We start from the raw sequence: 23,340 nt of genomic DNA on the forward strand, positions 1-23,340 counted from the left end.
GAAGCCGCCATGCGGGTCGCGGCCGGCGAGCCGCTGGCCCGGACGCAGGCCGCCGGGATCGACGAAGTGCTGCGAAGGCTCAGCGCCGATGCCGGCGAAACCTGCCTCTCCGAGCACGTCTTCGCCAACCTGTACCTGTTCCGGCACGCCCATGCCTACCGCTATGCCGGCGGGGATTTTCCGTGCATCAGCGGCGTGACTTACGATGGCGCGCGCCACGCGCTGCCGCTGTTTGCGCTGGAAACCGCGCCGCTTGACGCGCTTCAGGCGCTGCTGCGCGAGCATGCTTGCTTCTACCCGCTTTCCATGGCCCAGGTCGCGCGGCTCGACCCCGCCATCTTCACCTGGACGGCATTGCGCGCCGACGCCGACTACCTCTATCCCGCAGCCAACTTCACGGCCTACCGCGGCACCACGCTGGCCAAGAAGCGCAACCTGATGAAGCAGTTGCTGGCCACGCATGCCGTCACCGCGCGCGCCTACCACCCGGGGCTGGCCGACCAGGCCCTGGCCGTGCACGAAGGCTGGATGCAAGCCAAGCACAAGGCGCACGGCGAGGCCGACGACACACCCTGCGGCGAGGCCCTGCAACACGCCGAGCGGCTGGGCCTTGGAAGGCTTCCTGTACGAGGTAGCGGGGCAGCCCGTGGGTTTCGTGCTGGCGCAGGAGATCCGCCCGGCGGTCTTCGCCATGCGCTTCGCCAAGGGCCTGGCGGCCTACAAGGGCATCTACCAGTACATGTTCCACCACTTCTGCGCGGCGTTCCCACGCCCGGTGGCGTGGCTGAATTTCGAACAGGACATGGGCCTGGACAACTTCCGGCAGACCAAGCTTTCCTATGCGCCGAGTGCGTTGTTGCCAAAGTTCAGGGTGCGCCTGCGGGTGGATTAGGCACTTCCGGTGTCTGTCTTGCAAAGGCTGAATCCAGCACAGCCAGTTCTCGCAAGACCCTGCCGCTGCCCACCCCTACCATGGCTTCACACCGGCGCACCGCCCCGAACAGTGAACCCAAATGGCAAATATCGAATCCAGACTCTCCGCCGGCAGTGAAGCATTCCAGGCTAACCGCACCGGCATGCTGGCCCTGCTGGAGCGTATCCGCGCCTTCGAGCAGCGCGCCGCCAGTACGTCCGCCGCCTCGCGCGAGCGTTTCGAGAAGCGCGGGCAGTTGCTGCCGCGCGACCGGCTGGCGTTGCTGAAACAAGCTGCCATACGTGCAACTGGTCGAGAGCGCCGGTGCCAACCTGATGACCTACAAGGTCGAGGATTTCGTGCGGGGCGGCAACCTGTTCCGCAACCTGGCGCGCCTGTCGGCGGCCGGGCTGCCGGTGGTGACGGTCACGCATGGCTCGTCGACCGCCGGCGGGGCTTACCAGACCGGGCTGTCGGACTACATCATCATGGTGCGGGGCCGTTCGCGCGCCTTCCTGGCCGGCCCGCCGCTGTTGATGGCGGCCACCGGCGAAGTGGCCACCGAGGAGGAACTGGGCGGGGCCGTGATGCATACCGCCGTCTCCGGCCTGGGCGACTACCTGGCCGAGGACGACCGCGATGCGCTGCGCATCGCCCGCGAGATCCTGGGCAAGATCGACTGGAACCGCGAGCAGCCCGCCGCCACGCCGCGCAGCTACAAGCCGCCGCGCTACGACGCCGAGGAGCTGCTCGGCGTCATGCCGATGGACCATAAGCGGCCGGTCGACATGAAGGAGGTGATCGCGCGCATTGCCGACGATTCCGACTTCCTGGAGTTCGGCGAGAACTACGGCGGCGCCACCGTGTGCGGCCATATCAAGATTGAAGGCTGGCCGCTGGGCATCATCACCAACAACGGCCCGATCGATCCGGCCGGCGCGACCAAGGCCACGCACTTTATCCAGGCCTGCTGCCAGTCGCGCACGCCCATCCTCTACCTGAACAACACCACCGGCTTCATGGTGGGCCGCAGCTATGAGGAAGCCGGCATCATCAAGCACGGCTCCAAGATGATCCAGGCCGTCAGCAATGCCACCGTGCCGCAGATCACGATCTATTGCGGCGCGTCGTTCGGCGCCGGGAACTACGGCATGTGCGGGCGCGGTTTTCATCCGCGCTTCTGTTTCTCCTGGCCCAACGCCAAGACCGCCGTGATGGGCGGCGAGCAGGCGGCACGCACCATGGCCATCGTGACCGAGGCCGCCATGAAGCGCAAAGGCGGGGAGGCCGATGCCGGCCAGCTGGAAACGCTTCAAAAAGGCATCGTCGAGCGTTTCGACCGCCAGATGAGCGTATTTGTCACCAGCGCCCACGTGCTGGATGACGGCGTGATCGACCCGCGCAATACGCGCGCGGTGCTGGCCAATGTGCTGGCGATCTGCCGCGATGGCGACGCCAGGGCGCCGCAAGCCATGCAATTCGGGGTGGCGCGGCCCTGACGGCCACCGACGCACCCTGAACAATAGAACGATGGAACGATAGAACGGAGACCTGCCACATGCTGTTGACACCCGAACACGAGGCGCTGCGCGCCACCATCAAGCGCTTTATCGCCGAGCAGATCAATCCGCATGTCGACGCCTGGGAGGAGGCCGAGATCTTCCCGGCGCATGAGGTCTTCCGCAAGATGGGCGATCTAGGCCTGCTGGGCCTGTCCAAGCCGGAAGAAGACGGCGGCATGGGCCTCGATTACTCCTACAGCGCGGTGCTGGCGGAAACGCTGTCCGACATCAACTGCGGCGGCGTGCCCATGGCCATCGGCGTGCAGACCGACATGGCCACCCCGGCCCTGGCCCACCACGGCAGCGAGGCGCTGCGCCGCGAATTCCTGGCGCCCGCGATCCGCGGCGAGTACGTGGCCTGCCTGGGCGTCTCGGAGGTAGGCAGCGGCTCCGATGTGGCCTCGATCAAGACCACGGCGCGGCGCGACGGCGACGACTACATCATCAACGGCGGCAAGATGTGGACCACCAACGGCACCCAGGCCGATTTCTGCTGCGTGCTGGCCAATACGTCGGACGGAGCGCCGCACCGCAACAAGACGCTGATCGTGGTGCCCATGAAGACCCGCGGCGTTTCGGTGGCCAAGAAGATCCGCAAGATCGGCATGGACTCGTCCGATACCGCGCAGCTGTACTTCGACGACGTGCGGGTGCCGCAGCGCTACCGCATCGGCGAGGAAGGCATGGGCTTCACCTACCAGATGGAACAGTTCCAGGTGGAGCGCCTGTGGGGCGCGCTCAGTTCCGCCAGCCGATGCGCCAAGGCGATCGATCTCACCATCGAGTACACGCGCGAGCGCAAGGCGTTTGGCCGCTCCATCCTGGATAACCAGTGGGTGCACTACACCTTGGCTGAGCTGCAGACCGAAGTGGAAGCGCTGCACGCGCTGTGCTGGCGCGCCGTGGAGATGATGGTGCGTGGCGAGGATGCCACCCGCCTGGCCACCATGGCCAAGCTCAAGGCCGGCCGGCTGTCGCGCGAGGTGGCCGATCGCTGCCTGCAGTTCTGGGGCGGCATGGGCTACGTGCTGGAGAGCCCGATCTCGCGCATTTTCCGGGACGGGCGGCTCACCTCCATCGGCGGCGGCGCCGACGAGGTCATGATGCAGATCCTGTGCAAGTTCATGGGCACCTTCCCCCAGTCGAAGTAAGCATTCAAAGCTAAAGACCAGAGAGCAGACCAGGCCACCATGAAGCAGCCCACGCCATTTCACAAGATCCTGATCGCCAACCGGGGCGAAATCGCCTTGCGCGTCATGCGCAGCGCCACCGCGCTGGGCTACCGCACGGTGGCGGTCTACTCCAGCGCCGACGCCGGTGCGCGCCATGTCCAGGAGGCCGGCCAGGCGGTGTATATCGGCGAGGCGCCGCCGGCGCAGTCCTACCTGCGCATCGACGCCATCATCGAGGCAGCGCGGCGGTGCGGCGCCGATGCCGTGCATCCCGGCTACGGCTTCCTGGCGGAGAATCCCGCCTTTGCCCGCGCCTGCCGCGAGGCGGGACTGGTCTTTATCGGCCCGTCGGCCGAGTCCATCGTGGCGATGGGCAACAAGGCCGGCGCCAAGCGGCTGATGATGGCCGCGGACGTGCCGTGCATCCCGGGCTACCAGGGCGAAGACCAGGACGAGGCGCGCCTGTGCGCCGAGGCCGAGCGCATCGGCTTTCCGGTCATGATCAAGGCCACCGCGGGAGGGGGCGGGCGCGGCATGCGGCTGGTGCCGGACGCGCGGGCCTTTCCCGAGCTGCTGCGCAGCGCGCGCTCGGAGGCGCAGGGCGCTTTTGGCGATCCCGAGGTGATCCTGGAACGGGCCGTGGTGGAGCCGCGCCATATCGAGATCCAGATCCTGGCCGACCGTGATGGCAACGCCATCCACCTGGGCGAGCGCGACTGCTCGGTGCAGCGGCGCCACCAAAAGCTGATCGAAGAGGCGCCGTCCCCCGCGGTGAGCCCCGAGCTACGGGCCCGCATGGGCGCCACCGCCGTGGCCGCCGTCAAGGCGATTGGCTATGAAGGTGCCGGCACACTGGAATTCCTGCTCGACCGCGACGGCAACTACTACTTCATGGAGATGAATACGCGACTGCAGGTGGAGCATCCCGTGACCGAGGCCATCACCGGCCTGGACCTGGTGGCGCTGCAACTGCGGATTGCCGCGGGCGAGCCGTTGCCGCTCAAGCAGGAAGACATACGTTTTTCCGGCCACGCCATCGAAGTGCGGCTGTGCGCCGAGGACGCCGACCAAGGCTTTATGCCGCAAAGCGGCGAGATTGCGCTGTGGCAGGCCCCGTCCGCCTTGCGCGTAGAGCATGCGCTGGGCAGCGGCGCCGCGATCCCGCCTTATTACGACTCCATGATCGCCAAGCTGGTCAGCTACGGCGGGACGCGCGACGAAGCGCGGCGCAAGCTGTCCCGAGGCCTGGAAGACCTGGTGGCGCTTGGCGTGACCACCAACCAGGTGTTCCTTGGCCGCTGCCTCGCCCATCCCGCCTTTGCCGCGGGGGATGCCACCACCGCCTTCATCGGCCAGCACCAGGACGCGCTGCTGCAACCCGATGCGGCACTGCGCCAGCGCGCTGCCGCGCTGGCGGCGCTGCTCCTGTATGAAACCTCGCCGGAGCGCGGCCCGGGCACGCCAGCCGCGAGCCTGGCCCCCACGCTGCCAATCGGCTTGCGCTACCGGGTCGACGGTGCGGAGCATCAGGCCAGCCTGGCATTCGGCGGCGGCAATCGCTTCGAGGTCACCATGGGCGAGTCGCGCTTTGCCTTCGAAACCCTCGCGCTGACCGAGCATTGGCTGCGTTTCCATTGCGATGGCCTGGTCGAAAGCGCCACCTTCCATCGCGATGCCACTACGCTGCTGCTGCACTACCAGGGCACGCCGCTACGCATCGAGGACCACACGCGGGCGGCAGCCGCACGAGCTGGCGAGGCCGCCGGCGATGGCAAGCTGCGCGCCTCCATGAACGGGCGGGTGGTCAACGTGATGGTGGCCGCGGGCGACCAGGTCGAGGCAGGCCAGCCCATGGTGACGCTGGAAGCCATGAAGATGGAGCACATCCACGTGGCCCCGGCCGCCGGCAGGGTCGGCGCCATCCATGTGCAGGTTGGCGACCAGGCCGCCGCCATGCGCGTGATCGCGGAGATCGAGTTCGAGGTGCCGCTGGCAGAACCGGTAAAGGCTGCCGCCTGAGCCTGTCGCGCCGTCATCCGTCAGACCATTTCCCAACACACGGGCATAGCCCATCCAGCGGAGCACCATGAGCGAATCGGAAACCCCAGCCGTCCTCCACGAAAAACGCGGCGCCGCGTTCTGGATCACCATCAACCGGCCGGACAAGCGCAACGCCATCAACAAGGAAGTGGTAGCCGGCATCCGTGCGGGCTACCGCGCCGCGCATGCTGACCCGGCCATTCGCGCCATCGTGCTGACCGGCGCCGGCGACAAGGCATTCTGCGCCGGTGGCGACCTGCAGCCGGGCAAGGGCTTTGCCTTCGACCTGTCGCAGCCCAATGTGGACTACGCGGACATGCTGCGCGAGTCCCAGCAAGCCACGCTGCCAAGCATCGCGCGGATCAACGGCACCTGCATGGCCGGCGGCATGGGCCTGCTGTGCATGACCGATATGGCTGTCGCCGCCGACAGTGCCTTGTTTGGCCTGCCGGAGGTCAAGGTAGGCGTATTCCCGATGCAGGTGCTGAGCCTGCTGCAGACGCTGGCGCCGCCCCGGCTGGTGCGCGAGTGGTGCATCAGCGGCGAGCCGTTTTCCGCCACCGAGGCCAAGGCCGCCGGCCTGGTCAACCACCTGGCAGCGCCGGGGGAGCTGGACGCGCGCACCGAATGGCTGGTCGCCCGCGTGGCCGACAAGTCGCCCACCGCGATCCGGCGCGGCAAGTACGCCATGCAAGCCATGGCGTCGATGAGCTTTACCGAAGGCATCGCCTATACCGAAAGCCAGATCGCGCTGCTGGTGATGACCGAAGACGCGCGCGAAGGCCTGGCCGCCTTCAACGAGAAGCGCACGCCGGTCTGGACCGGCAGGTGAACAACCGGCGAGGCGCGCGCCGGGCAGGGCGCGCCGGCGGTGTCTGCAACGTCTGAGCGAAGGGGAGCTGCCTATGCACAATGTATCGTCGACCACATCGTCCACCCAACCGGCCAGCGACAGCGCCGCCCTCCTGGCGCTCGGCATGGCGCAATGGCTGGGCCGACGCGCCGCGCGCAGCCCCCGCAGCCCGGCGCTGACATGCGCGGGGCAGACCTGGACCTATGCCGAACTGGTGGCCGACGCCGCGAAGATGGCCGCCGTGCTGGCCGCGGGCGGCGTCGGACGCGGCCAGCGCGTGGGCTACCTGGGCCTGAACGACCCGCTGTTCCTGGTGACGCAGTTCGCCTGCGGCTGGCTGGGCGCCATCTTCGTGCCGCTCAACTTCCGGCTCACCGGGCCGGAGCTGGCCTTTATCGTCAACGATGCGGGCGTGCATACGCTGTTCGCCGATGAGGACTATGCCGGCCTGATCGATGAAGCGCGCCCGGCGCTGGAATGCCAGCGCTACCTGCGGCGCAACGATGCGCCGGGCTGGGAAGGCCTGATGTCGCGGATGGCGCAAGCCAATGCCGCGCCGCCGGTGCCCACCCATCCGGATGAAGTGGCCGCGATCATGTACACCTCGGGCACCACCGGACACCCCAAGGGCGCCATGCTCACGCATGGCAACTTCTGGGCCAACAACCTGAACGTGATGACGCTGAGCGACCTCGCCAGCACCGATGTCGCGCTCAACTTCGCGCCCCTGTTCCATGTCGGCGGCATGTGCTGCGTGAGCTTGCCCATCCTCATGGCGGGCGGCCATCTCGTACTGCAGCGCAGCTTCGACGCCGCAGCCGTCATGCAGGCAGTGGCCAAACACCGCGTGACGGTCAGCTTCGCGGTGCCCGCCATGCTGCTGTTCGTCAGCCAGCACCCGGATTTCGCGCGGGCGGACCTGTCGAGCCTGCGGACCATTTCGGTCGGCGGCGCCCCCATGCCCGAGCCGCTGCTGCGCCTGTTCGCGGGGCGCGGCATCCCGGTCAACCAAGGCTACGGCCTGACCGAGACCGCCGCCGCGACGACCTTCCTCGCCCCGGAGCGCGCGCGCGACAAGCTCGGCTCCTGCGGCACGCCGGCCATGATGACCGAGGTCTGCATCCGCGGCTTCGATGGCAAGCCGCTGACCGAGCCGCAAGCACGCGGAGAAATCTGCGCGCGCGGCGGCAACATCATGAAAGGCTACTGGAACCGCCCGGACGCCACGGCTGGCGCCTTCTACGAGGGCGGCTGGTTCCGCACGGGCGACGTCGGCTACGCCGATGAAGAAGGCTTCTACTACATCTGCGACCGCCTCAAGGACATGGTCATCACCGGCGGCGAAAACGTCTACCCGGCCGAGGTCGAAAGCGTGCTGTACGAGCACCCCGCCATCGCCGAGGTCGCCGTGATCGGCGCACCCGACGCGCGCTGGGGCGAGCACGTGGTGGCGGTGGTGGCACTCAAGCCGGGCGCCAGCCTGACGCTGGAAGCGCTGCAGGCGTTTGCGGAACCGCGGCTGGCGCGGTACAAGTTGCCGCGGGCGTTACGGGTGGTGGCGGCGTTGCCGCGGAATCCTACGGGGAAGGTGTTGAAGGTTAGGTTGAGGGAGATGGGGTAGGGGCGCTGTTTCTCGCGGTTTCTTTTTGCGGCGATGGTTATTGGACCCAAGAGCGTACGACATCCCCGCAGGGGGATGTCGTACGCTCTTGGGCCCAATAACCAACGCCGTACAAAGAAACAAGCGACCACCCCCGCAGGCCAATGACCGCATAAAAAAGAAGAGGAGCAACCAATGGCAGGACCCACCATCGACTTCTGGCAAGCCCGCTTCGAATCCGGGCAGACCCCCTGGGAACGCGAAGCCGCCAGCCCCCAACTGCAAGCCTGGCTAGCACAAGGCGCCATCCAGGCAGGCGAGCGCGTGCTCGTGCCCGGCTGCGGCGGTGGCTGGGAAGTAGCCGCACTGGCCGCGCATGGCGCGCAAGTCAGCGGCATCGACTACGCGCCCGGGCGCTTGCCCGCACGCTCGCCCGACTCGAACAGGCGCAACTGCTGGCGGACCTGGAGGAGGCGGACGTGCTGCAATGGCAGCCCGCGGCACCCGTGGACGCCGTCTATGAGCAGACCTGCCTGTGCGCGCTGCATCCCGACCACTGGACCCGTTATGCCGCCCAGCTCCATGCCTGGCTGCGTCCCGGAGGGCGCCTGTTCGCCTTGTTCATGCAGATGCGCCGCGACAGTGCCGGCCAGGGCATGGTGGAGGGGCCGCCGTATCACTGCGACATCAACGCCATGCGCGCGCTGTTCCCTGCCCGGTTGTGGGATTGGCCCAAGCCGCCCTTCGGCGCCGTGACGCATCCCAGTGGCGCGTTCGAGCTTGCCGTGATGCTGGTGCGCCGCTGATCCGCCTAGCCGCGATCGCCGGCACCCATGGGTAATCCCCGATCCATTTACAGCCAGTCCACACAAGAGCCACCCCGGTAGTTTTGTTACGGTGGCATCTGTGGCAACACGGCGACGCGCACCGGTGAACTTTGCCCAGGGCGAGTTCATGATGCTGGGCGCCTTCGCCGGCGTGGTGCTGACCATGCTCGGGTTGCCACTGATCCTGGCGGTGCCGTTGACGGTGGCGGGCATGGCCGGCTTCGGCATGCTGGTCGAGCGCCTGGCGATTCGCCCCATCCTGGGCCAGCCGCAGTTCACCGTGGTGATGCTGACCATCGGCATGGGCTACGTGATGCGCGGCCTGATCACCATGGTGCCGGGCATCGGCGCCGGCACGCATACCTTGCCGGTGCCTTACCAGGGCATGGTTTGGCGTACCGGCGGCCTGGTGCTGAGCGTGGAGCAGGTGGCGGTCATCGGCGCCACCGCCGCGCTTTGCGTGGTGCTTTACCTGGTGTTCCGCTACAGCCGCATCGGCGTGGCCATGCAGGCCAGTTCGCAGAATCAGCTTGCCGCCTATTACATGGGCATCCCGGTGCGACGGCTCAACGGGCTGGTGTGGGGCCTGTCAGCATCGGTCGCCGCGATCGCCGGCCTGCTGCTGGCGCCCATCACCTTTGTCCACGCCAGCATGGGCATGCTCGGCCTCAAGGCCTTCCCCGCGGCGGTGGTGGGCGGCTTTGGCAGCCTGCCGGGCGCGATCGTGGGCGGGCTGGTGATCGGGGTGGTGGAGTCGCTGGCGGGCTTCTACCTGCCTGAGGGCTTCAAGGACGTCGCGGCCTATGTCGTGGTGCTGATCATGCTGGTGGTCAAGCCGAATGGCCTGTTCGGCGAGAACCTGCGTAAAAAGGTGTAGAGACGCGATGCGATTCCTCTTCAAGACCGACTATCGCCAGGACCTGCGCCTGGCCAGGCACCCTGGCCATGTGTTCTGGTACGGCCTGCTGCTGGCTTGCCTGCTGATCGCGCCGGGCTGGGCCAGCAGCTACTGGATCGCGCAACTTGGTTTTGTCCTGATCTACGCCATCGCGGGCCTGGGCCTGATGGTACTGTCCGGCTACACGGGGCTGCTGTCGATCGGCCACGCGGCCTTCCTTGGCGTGGGCGCCTATACGCAGGCGTGGCTAACCAGCCATGGCGTGCCATTCGTGCCGGCCTTGCTAGCGGCGGCAGCGCTCTCGGCGCTGGCGGGCGTGGTGGTGGGGCTGCCAGCGTTGCGCGTCAAGGGCGTCTACCTGGCCATCGCGACGCTGGCCTTCGGCCTGATCGTGGAGGAAGTGCTGGCGCGCTGGGAAAGCGTGACCGGCGGCAACGCCGGCCTGCCGGTGGCCGCGCCGCAACTGTGGGGCTATGTGCTGGATGGGCCGGTGGCCTTCTACTACCTGTCGCTCGCGGTTTGCCTGCTGGCCACGCTGGCGGTGCTCAACCTGCTGCGCAGCGCCACTGGGCGGGCCTTCATCGCCATCCGGGACTCGGAGATCTCGGCGCAGAGCATGGGGATCCACCTGGCGCGCTACAAGACCTTGTCGTTTGCGTTGTCCGCCGCGCTGGTTGGCATCGCGGGGGCACTTTATGCCCACAAGCTGCGCTATCTCTCGCCCGAGCAGTTTGGCATCGCCCAGTCCATCGATCTGTTGCTGCTGGTTGTGGTGGGCGGGCTGGGTTCGGTGCATGGTGCCTTTCTTGGCGCGATCTTCCTGATCGTCATGCCGCAGATGATCGTGCTGGCGAAGGATTTCCTGCCGCCTGCCATCGCGCAGGCCAGCGGCCTGCAGGCGCTGGTGTACGGGCTGGTGCTGATGGCGTTCGTGCTGTTCGAGCCAATGGGGCTGTACGGGCGCTGGTGCAAGATCCGCACGTACCTGGAGCTGTTTCCCTTCTATCGCCAGGGCATGTTCCGGCGCCAGAAGGCCTTCCAGCGCTCCGAGCGCCTGAAATAAGGAGGCCCGCACATGACAGACACTCTTCTCAGCGTGCGCGAGCTGTCGGTCCGCTTTGGCGGCGTGCTGGCGCTTGGCGGCGTGAGCTTCGATGTGCGGCGCGGCGAGGTCTTTACGCTGATCGGGCCCAACGGGGCCGGCAAGACCACGGTGTTCAACCTGATCAGCCGCATCTATCCGCCCACCAGCGGCGAGATCCTGTGGCAGGGCAGCGCCCTGACGCGGTTGCCGCCACACGCGATCGCCGCGCAGGGCATCGCGCGCACCTTCCAGAATATCGAGCTGTTCGAGCACGCCACGGTGCTGCAGAACTTGCTGATTGGCTACCACACGCACCGGGCCGCCGGCTTCTGGGCCGACCTGCTGTTCGCCCCCGCCGCGCGCCGCTCGGAGCTGGCCGCACGCCACAAGGCCGAGGAGATGATCGAGTTGCTGGACCTGCAGGCGCACCGCGACGCGCTGGTGGCGGGCCTGCCCTATGGCGTACGCAAGGTGGTGGAGCTGGCGCGGGCCTTGTGCAGCAGCCCGCGGCTGTTGCTGCTCGATGAGCCTTCCTCCGGGCTGAACGTGGAAGAGACCGAGGACATGGCCTGGTGGATCCGCGACATCCAGAGCGAGCTGGGCATCACCGTGCTGATGGTGGAGCACGACATGAGCCTGGTGTCGCGCGTGTCGGACCGGGTGCTGGCGATGAACCAGGGCCTGGTGCTGGCGCAGGGCACGCCGGCCGAGGTGCAGGCGCACCCCGGCGTGATCGAGGCTTACCTGGGCACGGTGGATGATGTGGCCTCATTGCGGAGGGCGGCATGAACCTGATGCAAGGCGCTGACAAGATGCGCGAAATCCAGGACACGCCCGTGCTGGCACTGGCCAACGTGGAAAGTGCCTACGGCCCGGTCAAGGCGATCCGGGGCGTGAGCCTTGCCGTGCAGCGCGGCAGCATCGCCACCGTGCTCGGCGCCAACGGCGCGGGCAAGACCACCTATGGCGCTCAACGCGGCGGACTATGGCTATGTGCTGGAGAACGGCCGCATCGTGGCCGAGGACACCTGCGCCGTGCTGCGCGAGAAGGACGACATCAAGGAGTTCTATCTCGGCATGAAGGACAGCGGCGTTCGCGGCGAGCGCCGCTGGAAGAAGCGCAAGACCTGGCGGTAGGGCGCTAAACGATCACCAGTTGAGAGCAATCAATGGCAATGGCAATGGCGACAGCGCACACCATGCAGCCCCTTTCCGAAGCGGCCTTCGAGACCCTGCCGCAGATGTTCTGGCACGCCGTGGCCCAGCGCGGCGACGCCGTGATGATGCGGCAGAAGGATCTCGGCGTCTGGCGCAGCTATCGCTGGCGCGAAGTGGGCGAAATCGTGGCTGATGTCGCCGCCGGCCTGGCCGAGCTGGGCCTGCGGGCGGGCGAGGTGGTGTCGGTGCTGTCCAATACCAACCGGGAATGGGTGTGGAGCGACCTGGGCGCGTTGACGGCCGGCGCGGTGGTCAGCGGCATCTATCCGACCGATTCGCCCGCGCAGGTGGAGTACCTGTGCCACGACTCGGGCAGCGTCATGCTCTTCGTCGAGAACGAGGAGCAGCTGGACAAGTACCTGGAGGTGCGCGAACGCCTGCCACGGGTGCGCAAGGTGGTGGTGTACGACATGGAAGGGCTGGCCAGCTTCGATGACCCCGCCGTGCTCAGCTTCGACGCGCTGCTGGCGCTGGGCAGGCAAACGCGGGCGCGGCAAGCGGGGCTGGTGCAGGCGCGGCTGGCCGCCGGCAGCGCTGATGCGCTGGCGGTGCTGGTCTATACGTCCGGCACCACCGGACGGCCCAAGGGCGCGATGCTGTCGCACCGCAATGTGCTGCGCAGTTGCCTGACGCTGCGCGACTTCCTGCCCGCCACCACCATTGGCGAGCGCATGGCCTTCCTGCCGCTGTGCCACGTCTCGGAGCGGATCTTTGGCGAGTACTACTCGATCCTGTCCGGGGCGGTGGTCAACTTCGTCGAGAATCCCGACACCATCTTCGACAATATCCGCGAGATCCAGCCTGATGCCTTCCTGGCCGTGCCGCGCGTGTGGGATACCCTGGTGCTGGGCAATGTGCGCCGCATGATGGGCCTGAACCGCGTGCAGCTGGCGGTAACCGGCGCGGCACCGATCTCGCCCGACCTGATCCGCTGGTATATGGCGCTGGGGATCGTGCTGCATGAGCTGTGGGGCATGACCGAGATCACCGGCGCGGCCACCTGCAACCCGCCGGGGCGGATGCGCCCTGGCAGCATCGGCATTGCCTTGCCGCATACCGAGGTGAAGGTCTCGCACGAAGGCGAACTGCTGGTGCGGGGCCCGCAAGTCTTCATGGGCTACCTGAACCTGCCCGCCAAGACCGCCGAGACCATGGCCGACGGCTGGCTGCGCACCGGCGACGTGGGCCGGGTGGACGCGCAGGGCTACTTCTACATCACCGACCGCATGAAGGACCTGATCATCACCGCGGGCGGCAAGAACGTCACGCCATCCGAGTGGGAGAACCAGCTCAAGTTCAGCCCCTATGTGACCGACGCCGTGGTAATCGGCGATCGCCGGCCCTACCTGAGCTGCCTGGTGATGATCGACCAGGACAACGTGGAGCAGTGGGCCCAGGAGCACGACGTGCATTTCTCCGACTACGGCTCGCTGTGCCGCAGCAAGGAGGTGATCGCGCTGGTGGGGCAGGAGATCGACAAGGTCAACCAGCAGTTCGCGCGGGTCGAGCAGATCAAGGCGTTCCGGCTGATCGAGACGCGCCTTGGCGCCGAGGACGAGGAGCTGACCCCGACCATGAAGCTCAAGCGCAAGCTGGTCAACGACAAATACAGCGAACTGATCGAGTCCATGTACCTGGCCAAGGTGGCCTGAACGCAAGCCATACCAACCGAACTGGAGGCGCCATGAGCCATGCGGGCAACACCGCTGCGGTCAGCCTGGTCCGGCACGGGCGCATCGGCCTGTTGTGCATCGACCATCCGCCGGTCAATGCGCTGTCGGTGGCCACGGTGGCGGGGCTGGATGCGCAACTGGCCGCCTTCGAGGCGGATCCCTCGCTCGATGGCTTGCTGATCTGGTGCGCGGGCCGGACCTTTGTGGCGGGCGGCGACATCGCCCAGTTCGACGCGCCAGATTTTACGGCGGCGCCTTATAACCGCATCCTGGCCCGGATCGAAGCCAGCGAGCGACTGGTGGCAGCCGTGCTGCATGGCACCGCGCTGGGCGGCGGGCTGGAGCTGGCGCTAGCCTGCCATTACCGCGTGGCCGTGCCCGGCGCGCGGGTCGGGCTGCCCGAGATCAAGCTGGGGTTGCTGCCGGGTTCGCTGGGATCGCAGCGCTTGCCGCGCGCCTGCGGGGCGCCCTTGGCGCTGGACCTGATGTTGAGCGGGCGCATGCTCGACGCCGAGGCGGCGCTGGCCGCCGGCATCGTCGATGCGCTGGTGCCGGGCGAACCGCTGGCGGCTGGCCTCAACTTCCTCGAAGACCTGCTGGAAAGGCGGGTGCCGCCGCGCCGGCTGTCCACGCTGTCCGTGCCCGTTGCCGGGCTCCCGCCGGGCTTCTTCACGCAAGCCTTGCAGCACGCCACGCGGGAGCGCGCGCGCTATCCCGCCGCGGCGGCCATTGTGCAGGCGGTGGAGGCGGCGGCATCCCTGCCGTTCGCCGAGGGCGAAGCGGTCGAGGCAGCCTTGCTCGCCGCCTGCGTGGCCTCGCCGGAATCGCGGGCGTTGCGCCACCTGTTCTTTGCTGAACGGCAGGCGGCCCGCGTGCCCCGCATACCGTCGGGGATCAAGCCGCGCGCACTGCATACCGCCGGCGTGGTTGGCGCGGGCACCATGGGCCGGCGCATCGCCATGAGCCTGGCGGACGCCGGCTTGCCGGTGACGCTGGTCGAGGCCAGCGACGGCGCGCTGGCCAAGGGCTTAGCCGCGATGCGCGCCCACTACGAGGCCGGCGCCGCGGCCGGGCGGCTGCGGCCCGATGCGGTGGCCAAGCGCATGGGCCTGATTGCGGGGACGCTGGACTACGGCGCGCTGGCCGGCTGCGAGCTGGTGATCGAGGCGGTGGTGGAAGACATGGCGCTCAAGCAGCAGGTGTGTGCCCGTCTCGGCCGCATCTGCAAGCCAGGGGCGATCATCGCCACCAACACCTCCACGCTGGACGTGGAGGTGCTGGCCGAGGCCAGCGGCCGGCCAGGGGATTTCGCCGGGCTGCATTTCCGCAACCCGGCCAATGGCGGACGGCTGATCGAGGTGGTGCGTGGCAGCGCCATCGCGCCGGATGTGCTGGTGACAGCCATGGACCTGGCCCGGCGCCTCGGCAAGGTGGCGGTGGTGACGGGCGTGTGCTTCGGCTTTATCGGCAACCGCATGGCCGAGGCTTACCTGCGCGAGAGCGAGTTCCTGTTGATGGAAGGCGTGAGCCCGGCGCGGCTGGATGCGGTGATGCAGGCCTACGGCATGGCGATGGGGCCGTGCCGCATGCTGGACCTGGCCGGCATCGATACCGGCGCCAAGATCGTGCTGGAATACGGCAAGGCCGGCGGCCTGCCGCCCGATCCCGCGTATCGTGCAGTGGTGCGCACCCTGTTCATGCTGGGACGGCTCGGCTGCAAGAGCGGCGCGGGCTACTACCGCTACCCGGATGGCGAGCCAGTGGCCGACCCGGAGGCCGAGCGCATCTGCGCCGCGCTGGGCCGTGCGCACGGCATTGTCCGCCGCACGGACATTGCCGATGCCGAGATCGTCGAGCGCCTGATGTTTCCGCTGATCAACGAGGCCGCCAAGCTGCTGGAAGAGGGCATGGCCTGCCGGCCAGGCGACATCGACATGGTGTGGACCGCTGGCTATGGCTTTCCCGACTATCTCGGCGGGCCGGTGTGGCAGGCCGACTGCATCGGGCTACCCCGCATCAAAGCCGGGCTGGAGCGCTACGCCCGGCTGCGCGGCAATCCTTACGACTACTGGGATATTTCCCCCTTGCTGGCGGCGCTGGCGCGGGGCGGGCAGCGCTTGTCCGACTGGTCTGCACCGACAAGCGCGGCCGATGCCGCACCGGCGGGCGGCCAGGGACAACCCCATGCGCCCGTCTCATTTCAGCCGGAATCGCTATCCGTGCAAAGCCGTATCCAGTCGGGACCCAAGCCGCCGCAGAGCGTGCATTGAAGCCAAGGCAGTCCACCAATCAATCGAAAGCGCAAGGAGACAACCATGATCTTGAAGACCACCATCGCCGCCATTGCCCTCGCGCTCTGTGCCGGGGCCAGCGCACAGAGCCGCGGCGTCACCGACAAGGAAATCGTGCTCGGCCTGATTACCGACATGTCCGGGCCGATCGTGAACTACGGCAAGGAGTCGCGCAACGGCATGACCATGGCTGTGGAGGAGATCAACGCGCGCGGCGGCGTGCAGGGCCGCAAGCTGCGGGTGGTGGTCGAAGACAACGGCTACGAGCCCAAGCGTGCCGTGCTGGCCGCGCAGAAGCTCGTCACGCAGGACGGCGTGTTCGCCATCATCGGCCACCTGGGCACGGCGCCCAACATGGCGACGCTGCCGTTCCTGCTGCAAAGCAAAGTCTTTAATTTCATGCCGCAAAGCGCGGCGCGCGATATGTACGAGCCGGCCAGCCCATACAAGATCGCGTTGGGGCCGTCCAATTTCCTGATGTCCACCACCATCATGGATTACTTCCTCAAGCAGAAGCCTTACCAGCGGGTTGGCATGCTGTACCAGGACGACGACTACGGGCGGGAGTCGATGGAAGGCGCGCAGGCCTATCTCAAGACCAAGAACATGACGCTGGTGGAAAAGGTTTCGTACAAGCGCGGCGCCACCGATTTTTCCTCGCAGATGGCACGGCTCAAGGCGGCCAACTGTGACCTGGTGTTCAATGCCTCCACCATGCGCGAGTACATCGCGTCGGTGCAGGAAGCGCGCAAGATCGGCTTCAACCCGGTCTTCGCCGGGACCTCGGCCAACTACGCGCACCAGGTGCCGCTGCTCGGTGGCAAGGCGCTGGACGGTGTCCACGCCGCGGCCTTCACCATGCTGCCCTATGCCGACGATCCAAACCCGGCCGTGCGGCAGTGGAGCGCCGCGTACAAGAAGCGCTTCAATGAAGACCCGGGCTTGTACTCGATGTTCAGCTACTACGCCTATATCACCTTCGCCGCCCTTGCCGACAAGGCCGGGCGCAACCTGAGCGCAGAGACGTTCAACGCTGCGATGGAATCGACCAAGCTGCCGCCCGACGCGTTGGGCAACCCGGGCTTCAACGTCTCCGCCAGCAACCGCCTGAGCAACGACCGCATCCGCATCATGAAGGTAGCGGGCGACAAGTGGATTCCGGCCAGCGACCTGCTGCCCCCGCCCAAGATGCGCTGAGCGGGCGCGGCGTCCATGAACAACCGGAGACAACCATGAGCACGGCAACGGAACAGGCGCGTGAGCGCATCGGGCGCATCGCCCTGGGGGATGTGATCCACCGAAGCGCCCGGCGCTTTGGCACCAGGACGGCACTGATCGAGGGCGACCACAGCCTCAGCTATACGGCGCTGGAAGCCGCCACCAACCAGTTTGCCCATTACCTGCTGGCCCAGGGCATGCACAGCGCCGAGCGCGTCGGCATGCTGTGCAACAACTCGATCGACATGATCGTGGCGCTGCTGGGCATCCAGAAGGCGGGCATGGTGTGGGTGCCGATCAATACGGCGCTGGCCCCGGACGCGATCCAGTACATCCTGGAACACGCGGAGGTGACACGACTGGTGGTGGATGCGTCGGTACTGGCGCGGCCGGGCATCGGGGAGCTGGTCGCGGCATCACGCATTCCCGTCGTGCTGCTGGAGCCGGCCGGCGAGGTGGCAGGCGCGATGGCCGGGCTGGCCGGGCTGGCCGTGACCCGGCACGCCGACGCGCTGGCCGGCCAGCCGGCCACGCTGCCGGATGTCGACATCGCCAGCGGCCAGCTGGCGCAGATCATGTACACCAGCGGCACCACCGGCCCGCAAAAGGGCGTCATGCATTCCCATGCCTCGGTGCATTCGGTGCTGGCGGCCAACCTGGTCGACACCGGCTGTGGGACGGCGAGGGAAGTCTTTACCTGCCTGCTGCCGATGTTCCACTGCGCGCAGCACGGCAATACCATGAGCGCACTGCTGGGCGGCCATGCCGTGGTGATCGGGCGCGGCTTCGATCCGGCCCGGGTACTGGCGGAGCTGGCGCGGCACCGTGTCACCGTGGTGGTGGCGCTGCCGATGATGTACCGGGCGATGCTGGAGCATCCGCAGTTTGCCGCGGCCGACCTCTCCAGCGTGCGGCTGTGCATCTACGGCATGGCGCCGTTGCCCAAGAACCTGCTGCTGCGCCTGCTCGATGCGTTCTGCCCCAATTTCATCCTGTGCTCGGGCCAGACCGAGATGTACCCGGCGGCCACCATCTTCGAGGCGGATGAGCAGCGCAAGCGCTTTGGCGCCTTCTGGGGCGTGCGAACGGAAGCCAACGAGGTGGCCGTGATGGGCGACGATGGCCGGCTGCTCGGCCCCGGCGAGCCCGGCGAGATCGTGTTCCGCGGGCCGAACGTGATGCTGGGCTATTACAAGGACCCGGAAGCGACCGCCCGCGTGCAACGCTTCGGCTGGCATCACTCCGGCGATCTCGGTGTGCTCGACGAGGATGGCCAGTTGCTGTTCCTCGACCGCATCAAGGACATGATCAAGAGCGGGGGCGAGAATGTGCCCTCGATCAAGGTCGAAGAGGTGCTGCTGCGCCATGCCGCGGTGGCTAACGCGGCCGTGGTCGGGCTGCCGCACGCGCGGTGGGGCGAGGCGGTGACGGCCTTCGTGACCTTGAAGCCCGGCGCACGGGTGGAAGAGGATGAATTGGGCGCGCACTGCAAGGCCCACCTGGGCGGTTTCGAGGTGCCCAAGGCGGTGATGCTGCTGGCGGCGCTGCCAGCTACCTCCACCGGGAAGATCCAGCATGCAAGCACTTGGCATTGCGTGCCCGCCAGCGACGCCCATGACAGCCGGCGCCAGTGGCGGAGCCGGCAGGGTGATGTGGCTCACGCCTGACCGGTTGTTCTACGCCGGCCTGCTTGGCGCGCCGTCGGTCCGCACCATGGGCGGGCTGTTGATTTATGTGGCGTTGCGTGCACCCATTCGCATCCGGATTGATGACGGGGCCTGGGAGTCCACGCAATTGGCGGTGGTGCCGGCGTACATGCCGCACTCGGTAGCTTGCGACGACCGCATGATCTGCGACCTTGCGCTAGAAGCGGAGAGCATCGACCTCGCGCGCCTGCCGACGGTGATACGCGACCGGGCAGGGCCGGTGGATGATCCGGCCTTCGTGCGTCATGTGCGCCAGGCCCATGCCTACCTGAGCGAGCGCGGCCGGGAGCTGGAACTGCGGGCGGACAGCTTCGACCAGATCTTCTTCGGGCACGCGTTGGTGCCGCGCAAGCTGGACCCGCGCATCGAGGCCGTGGTGCAGCGCATCCGCAGCGCGCCGTCGGCCACGGCCACGGCCGAGTCATGCGCCGCGTCGGCCCATCTTTCCTTCTCGCGCTTCCTGCACCTGTTCAAGGAGGATGTCGGCACGCCGTTTCGCAGTTTTCGTACCTGGAAACGCGCCCGCAGCCTGCTGCACTATGTCACCCAGGACTCCAACCTGGCCCATGTGGCGCTGGATACCGGCTACCCGGACTCCACCCATTTCAGCCATTCCATCCGGCAGGCCTTCGGGCTCAAACCCAGCGACATCTTCGCCGGGTCGCGCAAGCTCGCCCTGATCGGCGAGCGCGCAGCGGTGGGCAGCGGCATGCCCGGCTAGGCGCGCCGGGCAGTGGTGTCCGACGCGCTCTCCGTGCGCAAGGCCGCCTTGTGGATCTTGCCGGCCGGCGTGAGCGGCAGCGCGTCGCGCAGCACCACCTGGCGCGGCACCTTGTAGTCGGCCAGCCGGGAACCGCAGTACGTGCGGATTTCCTGCTCCGTGACCTGGCAGCCGGGCTTGGGCACGATGTAATAGCGGCCGATCTCGCCCAGCACGGGGTCGGGCACGCCAATGCCGGCCACCATCATCACCGCCGGATGGCGCGCGATCACCCCTTCGATCTCGGCCGGATAGACATTGAATCCGCCCTGGATATACATATCCTTCTTGCGCCCCTTCAGGTGGATATAGCCGCGTGCGTCCACATAGCCCAGGTCGCCCGAGTGCAGCCAGCCCTGGGCATCGAAACCATCGGCTCCGGCCGCGCCGCCCACATAGCCCGGACAAACACCAGCGCCGCGAAAGCAAAGCTCGCCGATCTCGCCCGCGGCTGCGTCCTCGCCGGTAAACGAGACCACGCGCACCGTGGCGGTATCGAACACGCGGCCGATCGATTGCATCAGGTCCTGCCGCTCCGCGCCCCAGGGCGTCATGACGATCGCACCAGAGGATTCCGAGAGGCCGTACAGGTTCATCACCGCCGCCTGCGGCATGCGCGCCTGCAGTTGCTCCAGCAGCGCGGCGTCCACGGTGGCGCCGCCCACGATCACGAGCCGGACCGAGGAGAAATCCACCTTGGCCGAGTCAGGGTGCATCAGCAGCAGCGTGGCCATGGTCGGCACGCCAGAGAAGATGGTGGGCGGGTGCTGGCGCATCATGGCGAGCACGAGGTCCGCCTTGAAGGCCGGCACGAGCTCGCAGGTGCCGCCGCCCAGCAGGAAGTTCAGCACCCCGCGGTGATGCCGCCCACATGGTTGAAGGGCAGGGCCAGCTGGATATGGTCGGCCTCGGTCGTGCGCACGTGGCGCGCTTGCCCCAGGGCCGCCGCCACCATGCTGCCATTGGACAGTCCTGCGCCCTTCGGCTGCCCGGTGGTGCCCGAGGTGTAGATCACCATGGCCAGGTCCTCCGGCACCACCTGCGCCTCGGCGGCTTCCAGTGCGGCGATGTCCCGCTCGGTGGCCAGCAGCGCGGAGAGCCGCATGGATCCGGCCCCCGCCTGGGGCGCTGCATCGATCACCACCACATGCTGCAAGCCCGGCATGCGCGGCGCCAGCCGTGCCAGCATGGCGGGAAAATCAAAGCCCTCGCAGTCCGGCACCGTGAAAACCGCCTTGATCGCGCTGTCGTTCACCATGTGCTCGATCTCGTTGTCGCGGTAGCGCACGCTCAGGCCAACCACCGCCACCCCGATGCGGGTCGCGGCAAAGAACAGCTGCAGCCATTCGATCTGGTTCAGGCCGATCACGCCGATGCGCTCGCCACGCTTGATCCCGAGCCCAAGCAGCCCGCAAGCTAGCCTCGCGGAGCTGGCCTCCATCCCGGCAAAGCCGTGGGCCTGCTGCCCGCAGAGGTAGGCTGTGCGCTGGCCCCACCGCTGGCTGGCCTGGCGAAGAGCGGCGCCAATGGTGGCGGGCGGTGGGTTGGCAATCATGCGGACTCTCCTGGCGTTGGATGCGTCGAAGACCTGGGACAGGTCGGATTGGCCAAGCGTAGCCAAGGAGCGTGGGGCAAGGCTTGCGGAAAGTGGCTGGGTAGCTGCGTTTGGCGCTAGCGTTGTTTCTGTGGGCACGGGTTACGCATGACATGGGTAATTACGAAATACCCATTAAACTGGTATTTGCAATTTACCCATATTGTTTGTAAAGTGAGATTACGCATTTCATGGGTAACCCTGGATCCCCAAGATGAAACAGCTGCTCACCACCTCTAGCCAGCTCGGGCAAGTGCTGCAATCCGCACGGCGTGCCGCCAAGCTGTCCCAGACGGACCTCGCGGCGCGGCTGGATGTCAGCCAGAGCCGCATCTCCCACATGGAGTTGAACCCCGGCAGCATCAGCGCCGACCAGTTGCTGGCGCTGGTCAGCGTCCTGGGGCTGGAGCTCGTCGTGCAGGATAAACGCACGGCCGGGGCCGAGGCCTCGCCGGTGGAGTGGTAGCCATGGGCCGCAGATCGCATGCGCGCGCATTGTCGGTATGGGCCAATGGCGAGCGGGTAGGGACGTGGCGCATCCCCACGCGGGGCGACATGGAGTTGCAGTACGACCCTGGCTGGATGGCCTCGCCGGCCGGACGCCCGCTCTCCCTGTCGCTTCCCTTCGGCGTCGATACATCGCCGCTCAAGGGCGACCGGGTACGCAACTACTTCGACAACCTGCTGCCCGACAGCGACGCCATCCGCAAGCGCCTGGCCACGCGGTTCAAGGCGGCAACCACCGAAGCCTTCGACCTGCTGGAAGCCATCGGCCGCGATTGCGTCGGCGCCGTGCAATTGCTCGGCGAGAACGAACAGCCGGCAGGCCACGACCGCATCGATGGCTCGCCGCTGTCCGATGTGGAAATCGAGCGGTGGCTGCGCCAGACCGTCAGCCCAACCGGCATGGGCGCGCAGGACGATGACGACGACTTCCGCATCTCGCTGGCCGGCGCGCAGGAAAAGACGGCGCTGCTGTGGCACGAGAACCAGTGGATGAAGCCCCACGGCGCCACGCCCACCACCCATATCCTCAAGCTGCCACTCGGGCTGGTGGGCAACAAGCGCGCCGACCTCAGCACCTCGGTCGAGAACGAGTGGCTGTGCCTGGCCATCCTCGCCGCCTACGGCCTGCCGGTGGCGCATGGCGAGATCAAGACGTTCGCCAGCCAGAAGGTACTGAGCGTGCAACGCTTCGACCGCCAGATGCATTCCTCGGGCGGCTGGATCCTGCGCCTGCCGCAGGAGGATTTCTGCCAGGCGCTCGGCGTCGCGCCGCACCTGAAATACGAAGCGGACGGCGGCCCGGGCATGCGCGACATCGCCCAGATCCTGCGGCAATCGACCCACGCCGATGAAGACCTGGAGGCCTTCCTCACCACGCAGATCCTGTTCTGGATGCTGGCGGCGCCCGACGGGCATGCCAAGAATTTCAGCATCCGCCTGCTGCCCGGGGGGCGCTACCGGATGACGCCGCTCTATGACGTGATGTCGATCTGGCCGGTGGTTGGCGCTGGGGCAAACCAGTGGTCATGGCACAAGGCCAAGCTGGCCATGGCGGTGGCCGGCAAGAACCGGCATTACCTGTTCAAGGACGTGCAACGCCGGCATTTCAACGCCATGGCGCCCAAGTGCTTCCACGGCCCGGATGCGGAAGGCATCGTCCAGCGGCTCATTGCGCGCACGCCTGCGGTGATCGCCACGGTTAGTGCCGCCTTGCCGGCAGGCTTCCCGCAAAAGGTGGCGGACAGCATCCTGCAGGGGCTGGCGGCATCCGCCCGGCAGCTCGATCACATGCCGCCTGGCTATGGTTGGGGTTTGGCGGGGCCGACCACTTTGCGCAAGACGAAGCACACGGCGCGGCCTATGGTCGAGGGATGCCGGCTTGCATGCCGCACGCCATTCCCGACCCGATAGCTCCACTGACAGGA

At 67.2% G+C, this 23,340-nt stretch carries 17 protein-coding genes and 5 pseudogenes; 20 read left to right on the top strand and 2 right to left on the bottom strand.

Annotated elements, in window-relative coordinates; all coding sequences use genetic code 11:
* Positions 1 to 9: 9 nt before the first annotated feature.
* The 18 genes and pseudogenes from OR16_RS47360 to OR16_RS21635 all read left to right on the top strand — a co-directional run.
* Positions 10 to 597: pseudogene (locus OR16_RS47360) on the top strand (phosphatidylglycerol lysyltransferase domain-containing protein); the annotation flags it as partial.
* Between the two features lie 58 nt (positions 598 to 655).
* On the top strand, positions 656 to 892 hold the full coding sequence (locus OR16_RS48345; protein ID WP_423739673.1) for a phosphatidylglycerol lysyltransferase domain-containing protein: 237 nt from the start codon (positions 656 to 658) through the stop codon (positions 890 to 892).
* Positions 893 to 1,013: 121 nt separating this feature from the next.
* Positions 1,014 to 2,412: pseudogene (locus OR16_RS21570) on the top strand (acyl-CoA carboxylase subunit beta).
* A gap of 59 nt (positions 2,413 to 2,471) precedes the next feature.
* Positions 2,472 to 3,626: an acyl-CoA dehydrogenase family protein gene (locus OR16_RS21575; protein WP_006160073.1), complete on the top strand. Its 1,155-nt coding sequence runs from the start codon at positions 2,472 to 2,474 to the stop codon at positions 3,624 to 3,626.
* Positions 3,627 to 3,665: 39 nt separating this feature from the next.
* The gene (locus OR16_RS21580; RefSeq protein WP_006160074.1) at positions 3,666 to 5,666 is read left to right on the top strand and encodes an acetyl-CoA carboxylase biotin carboxylase subunit; all 2,001 of its coding nucleotides are present in this window, start codon (positions 3,666 to 3,668) and stop codon (positions 5,664 to 5,666) included.
* A 67-nt stretch (positions 5,667 to 5,733) separates the two neighbouring features.
* Entirely contained in the window at positions 5,734 to 6,519 is a 786-nt protein-coding gene (locus OR16_RS21585) for an enoyl-CoA hydratase/isomerase family protein (protein ID WP_006160075.1), read from the top strand.
* Between the two features lie 73 nt (positions 6,520 to 6,592).
* Positions 6,593 to 8,161 (top strand): acyl-CoA synthetase, encoded by a 1,569-nt coding sequence (locus OR16_RS21590; protein ID WP_006160076.1) that lies wholly within the window; start codon positions 6,593 to 6,595, stop codon positions 8,159 to 8,161.
* Positions 8,162 to 8,335: 174 nt separating this feature from the next.
* Positions 8,336 to 8,491, top strand: a pseudogene (locus OR16_RS47365) (thiopurine S-methyltransferase); the annotation flags it as partial.
* A gap of 128 nt (positions 8,492 to 8,619) precedes the next feature.
* A complete protein-coding gene (locus tag OR16_RS47370) occupies positions 8,620 to 8,946 on the top strand; it encodes a hypothetical protein (protein ID WP_272942863.1) in 327 nt (108 codons plus the stop codon).
* 124 nt (positions 8,947 to 9,070) lie between these two features.
* Positions 9,071 to 9,844, top strand: a complete 774-nt coding sequence (locus OR16_RS21600; RefSeq protein ID WP_006160077.1) for a branched-chain amino acid ABC transporter permease — start codon at positions 9,071 to 9,073, stop codon at positions 9,842 to 9,844.
* Positions 9,845 to 9,851: 7 nt separating this feature from the next.
* The gene (locus OR16_RS21605; RefSeq protein WP_006160078.1) at positions 9,852 to 10,928 is read left to right on the top strand and encodes a branched-chain amino acid ABC transporter permease; all 1,077 of its coding nucleotides are present in this window, start codon (positions 9,852 to 9,854) and stop codon (positions 10,926 to 10,928) included.
* A gap of 12 nt (positions 10,929 to 10,940) precedes the next feature.
* Positions 10,941 to 11,738, top strand: a complete 798-nt coding sequence (locus OR16_RS21610; RefSeq protein ID WP_006160079.1) for an ABC transporter ATP-binding protein — start codon at positions 10,941 to 10,943, stop codon at positions 11,736 to 11,738.
* Positions 11,739 to 11,912: 174 nt separating this feature from the next.
* A pseudogene (locus OR16_RS48350) lies at positions 11,913 to 12,086 on the top strand (ABC transporter ATP-binding protein); the annotation flags it as partial.
* 62 nt (positions 12,087 to 12,148) lie between these two features.
* Entirely contained in the window at positions 12,149 to 13,819 is a 1,671-nt protein-coding gene (locus OR16_RS44905; RefSeq protein WP_158001380.1) for an AMP-dependent synthetase/ligase, read from the top strand.
* A 32-nt stretch (positions 13,820 to 13,851) separates the two neighbouring features.
* The gene (locus OR16_RS21620) at positions 13,852 to 16,110 is read left to right on the top strand and encodes a 3-hydroxyacyl-CoA dehydrogenase NAD-binding domain-containing protein (RefSeq protein WP_006160082.1); all 2,259 of its coding nucleotides are present in this window, start codon (positions 13,852 to 13,854) and stop codon (positions 16,108 to 16,110) included.
* Positions 16,111 to 16,155: 45 nt separating this feature from the next.
* Positions 16,156 to 17,328: an ABC transporter substrate-binding protein gene (locus OR16_RS21625; protein ID WP_006160083.1), complete on the top strand. Its 1,173-nt coding sequence runs from the start codon at positions 16,156 to 16,158 to the stop codon at positions 17,326 to 17,328.
* A 35-nt stretch (positions 17,329 to 17,363) separates the two neighbouring features.
* A complete protein-coding gene (locus tag OR16_RS21630; RefSeq protein WP_006160084.1) occupies positions 17,364 to 19,016 on the top strand; it encodes a class I adenylate-forming enzyme family protein in 1,653 nt (550 codons plus the stop codon).
* On the top strand, positions 19,000 to 19,776 hold the full coding sequence (locus OR16_RS21635; protein ID WP_006160085.1) for a helix-turn-helix transcriptional regulator: 777 nt from the start codon (positions 19,000 to 19,002) through the stop codon (positions 19,774 to 19,776). The genes OR16_RS21630 and OR16_RS21635 overlap by 17 nt, the downstream gene beginning before the upstream one ends.
* Here OR16_RS21635 and OR16_RS48355 read toward each other — a convergent pair.
* Together OR16_RS48355 and OR16_RS48360 are read right to left on the bottom strand one after the other, a co-directional pair.
* Positions 19,773 to 20,096, bottom strand: coding sequence for an AMP-binding enzyme (locus OR16_RS48355; protein WP_423739674.1), 324 nt, complete (start codon positions 20,094 to 20,096; stop codon positions 19,773 to 19,775). The two genes, OR16_RS21635 and OR16_RS48355, sit on opposite strands and share 4 nt — an antisense overlap.
* Before the next feature lie 174 nt (positions 20,097 to 20,270).
* Positions 20,271 to 21,370: pseudogene (locus tag OR16_RS48360) on the bottom strand (class I adenylate-forming enzyme family protein); the annotation flags it as partial.
* 253 nt (positions 21,371 to 21,623) lie between these two features.
* Between OR16_RS48360 and OR16_RS21645 the strand changes: the two are divergent.
* Together OR16_RS21645 and OR16_RS21650 are read left to right on the top strand one after the other, a co-directional pair.
* A complete protein-coding gene (locus tag OR16_RS21645) occupies positions 21,624 to 21,875 on the top strand; it encodes a helix-turn-helix domain-containing protein (protein ID WP_006160086.1) in 252 nt (83 codons plus the stop codon).
* A gap of 2 nt (positions 21,876 to 21,877) precedes the next feature.
* Positions 21,878 to 23,326, top strand: coding sequence for a type II toxin-antitoxin system HipA family toxin (locus OR16_RS21650; RefSeq protein ID WP_006160087.1), 1,449 nt, complete (start codon positions 21,878 to 21,880; stop codon positions 23,324 to 23,326).
* Positions 23,327 to 23,340: the final 14 nt, after the last annotated feature.

This window comes from Cupriavidus basilensis OR16, assembly GCF_000243095.1.
Taxonomy (GTDB): domain Bacteria; phylum Pseudomonadota; class Gammaproteobacteria; order Burkholderiales; family Burkholderiaceae; genus Cupriavidus; species Cupriavidus basilensis_D.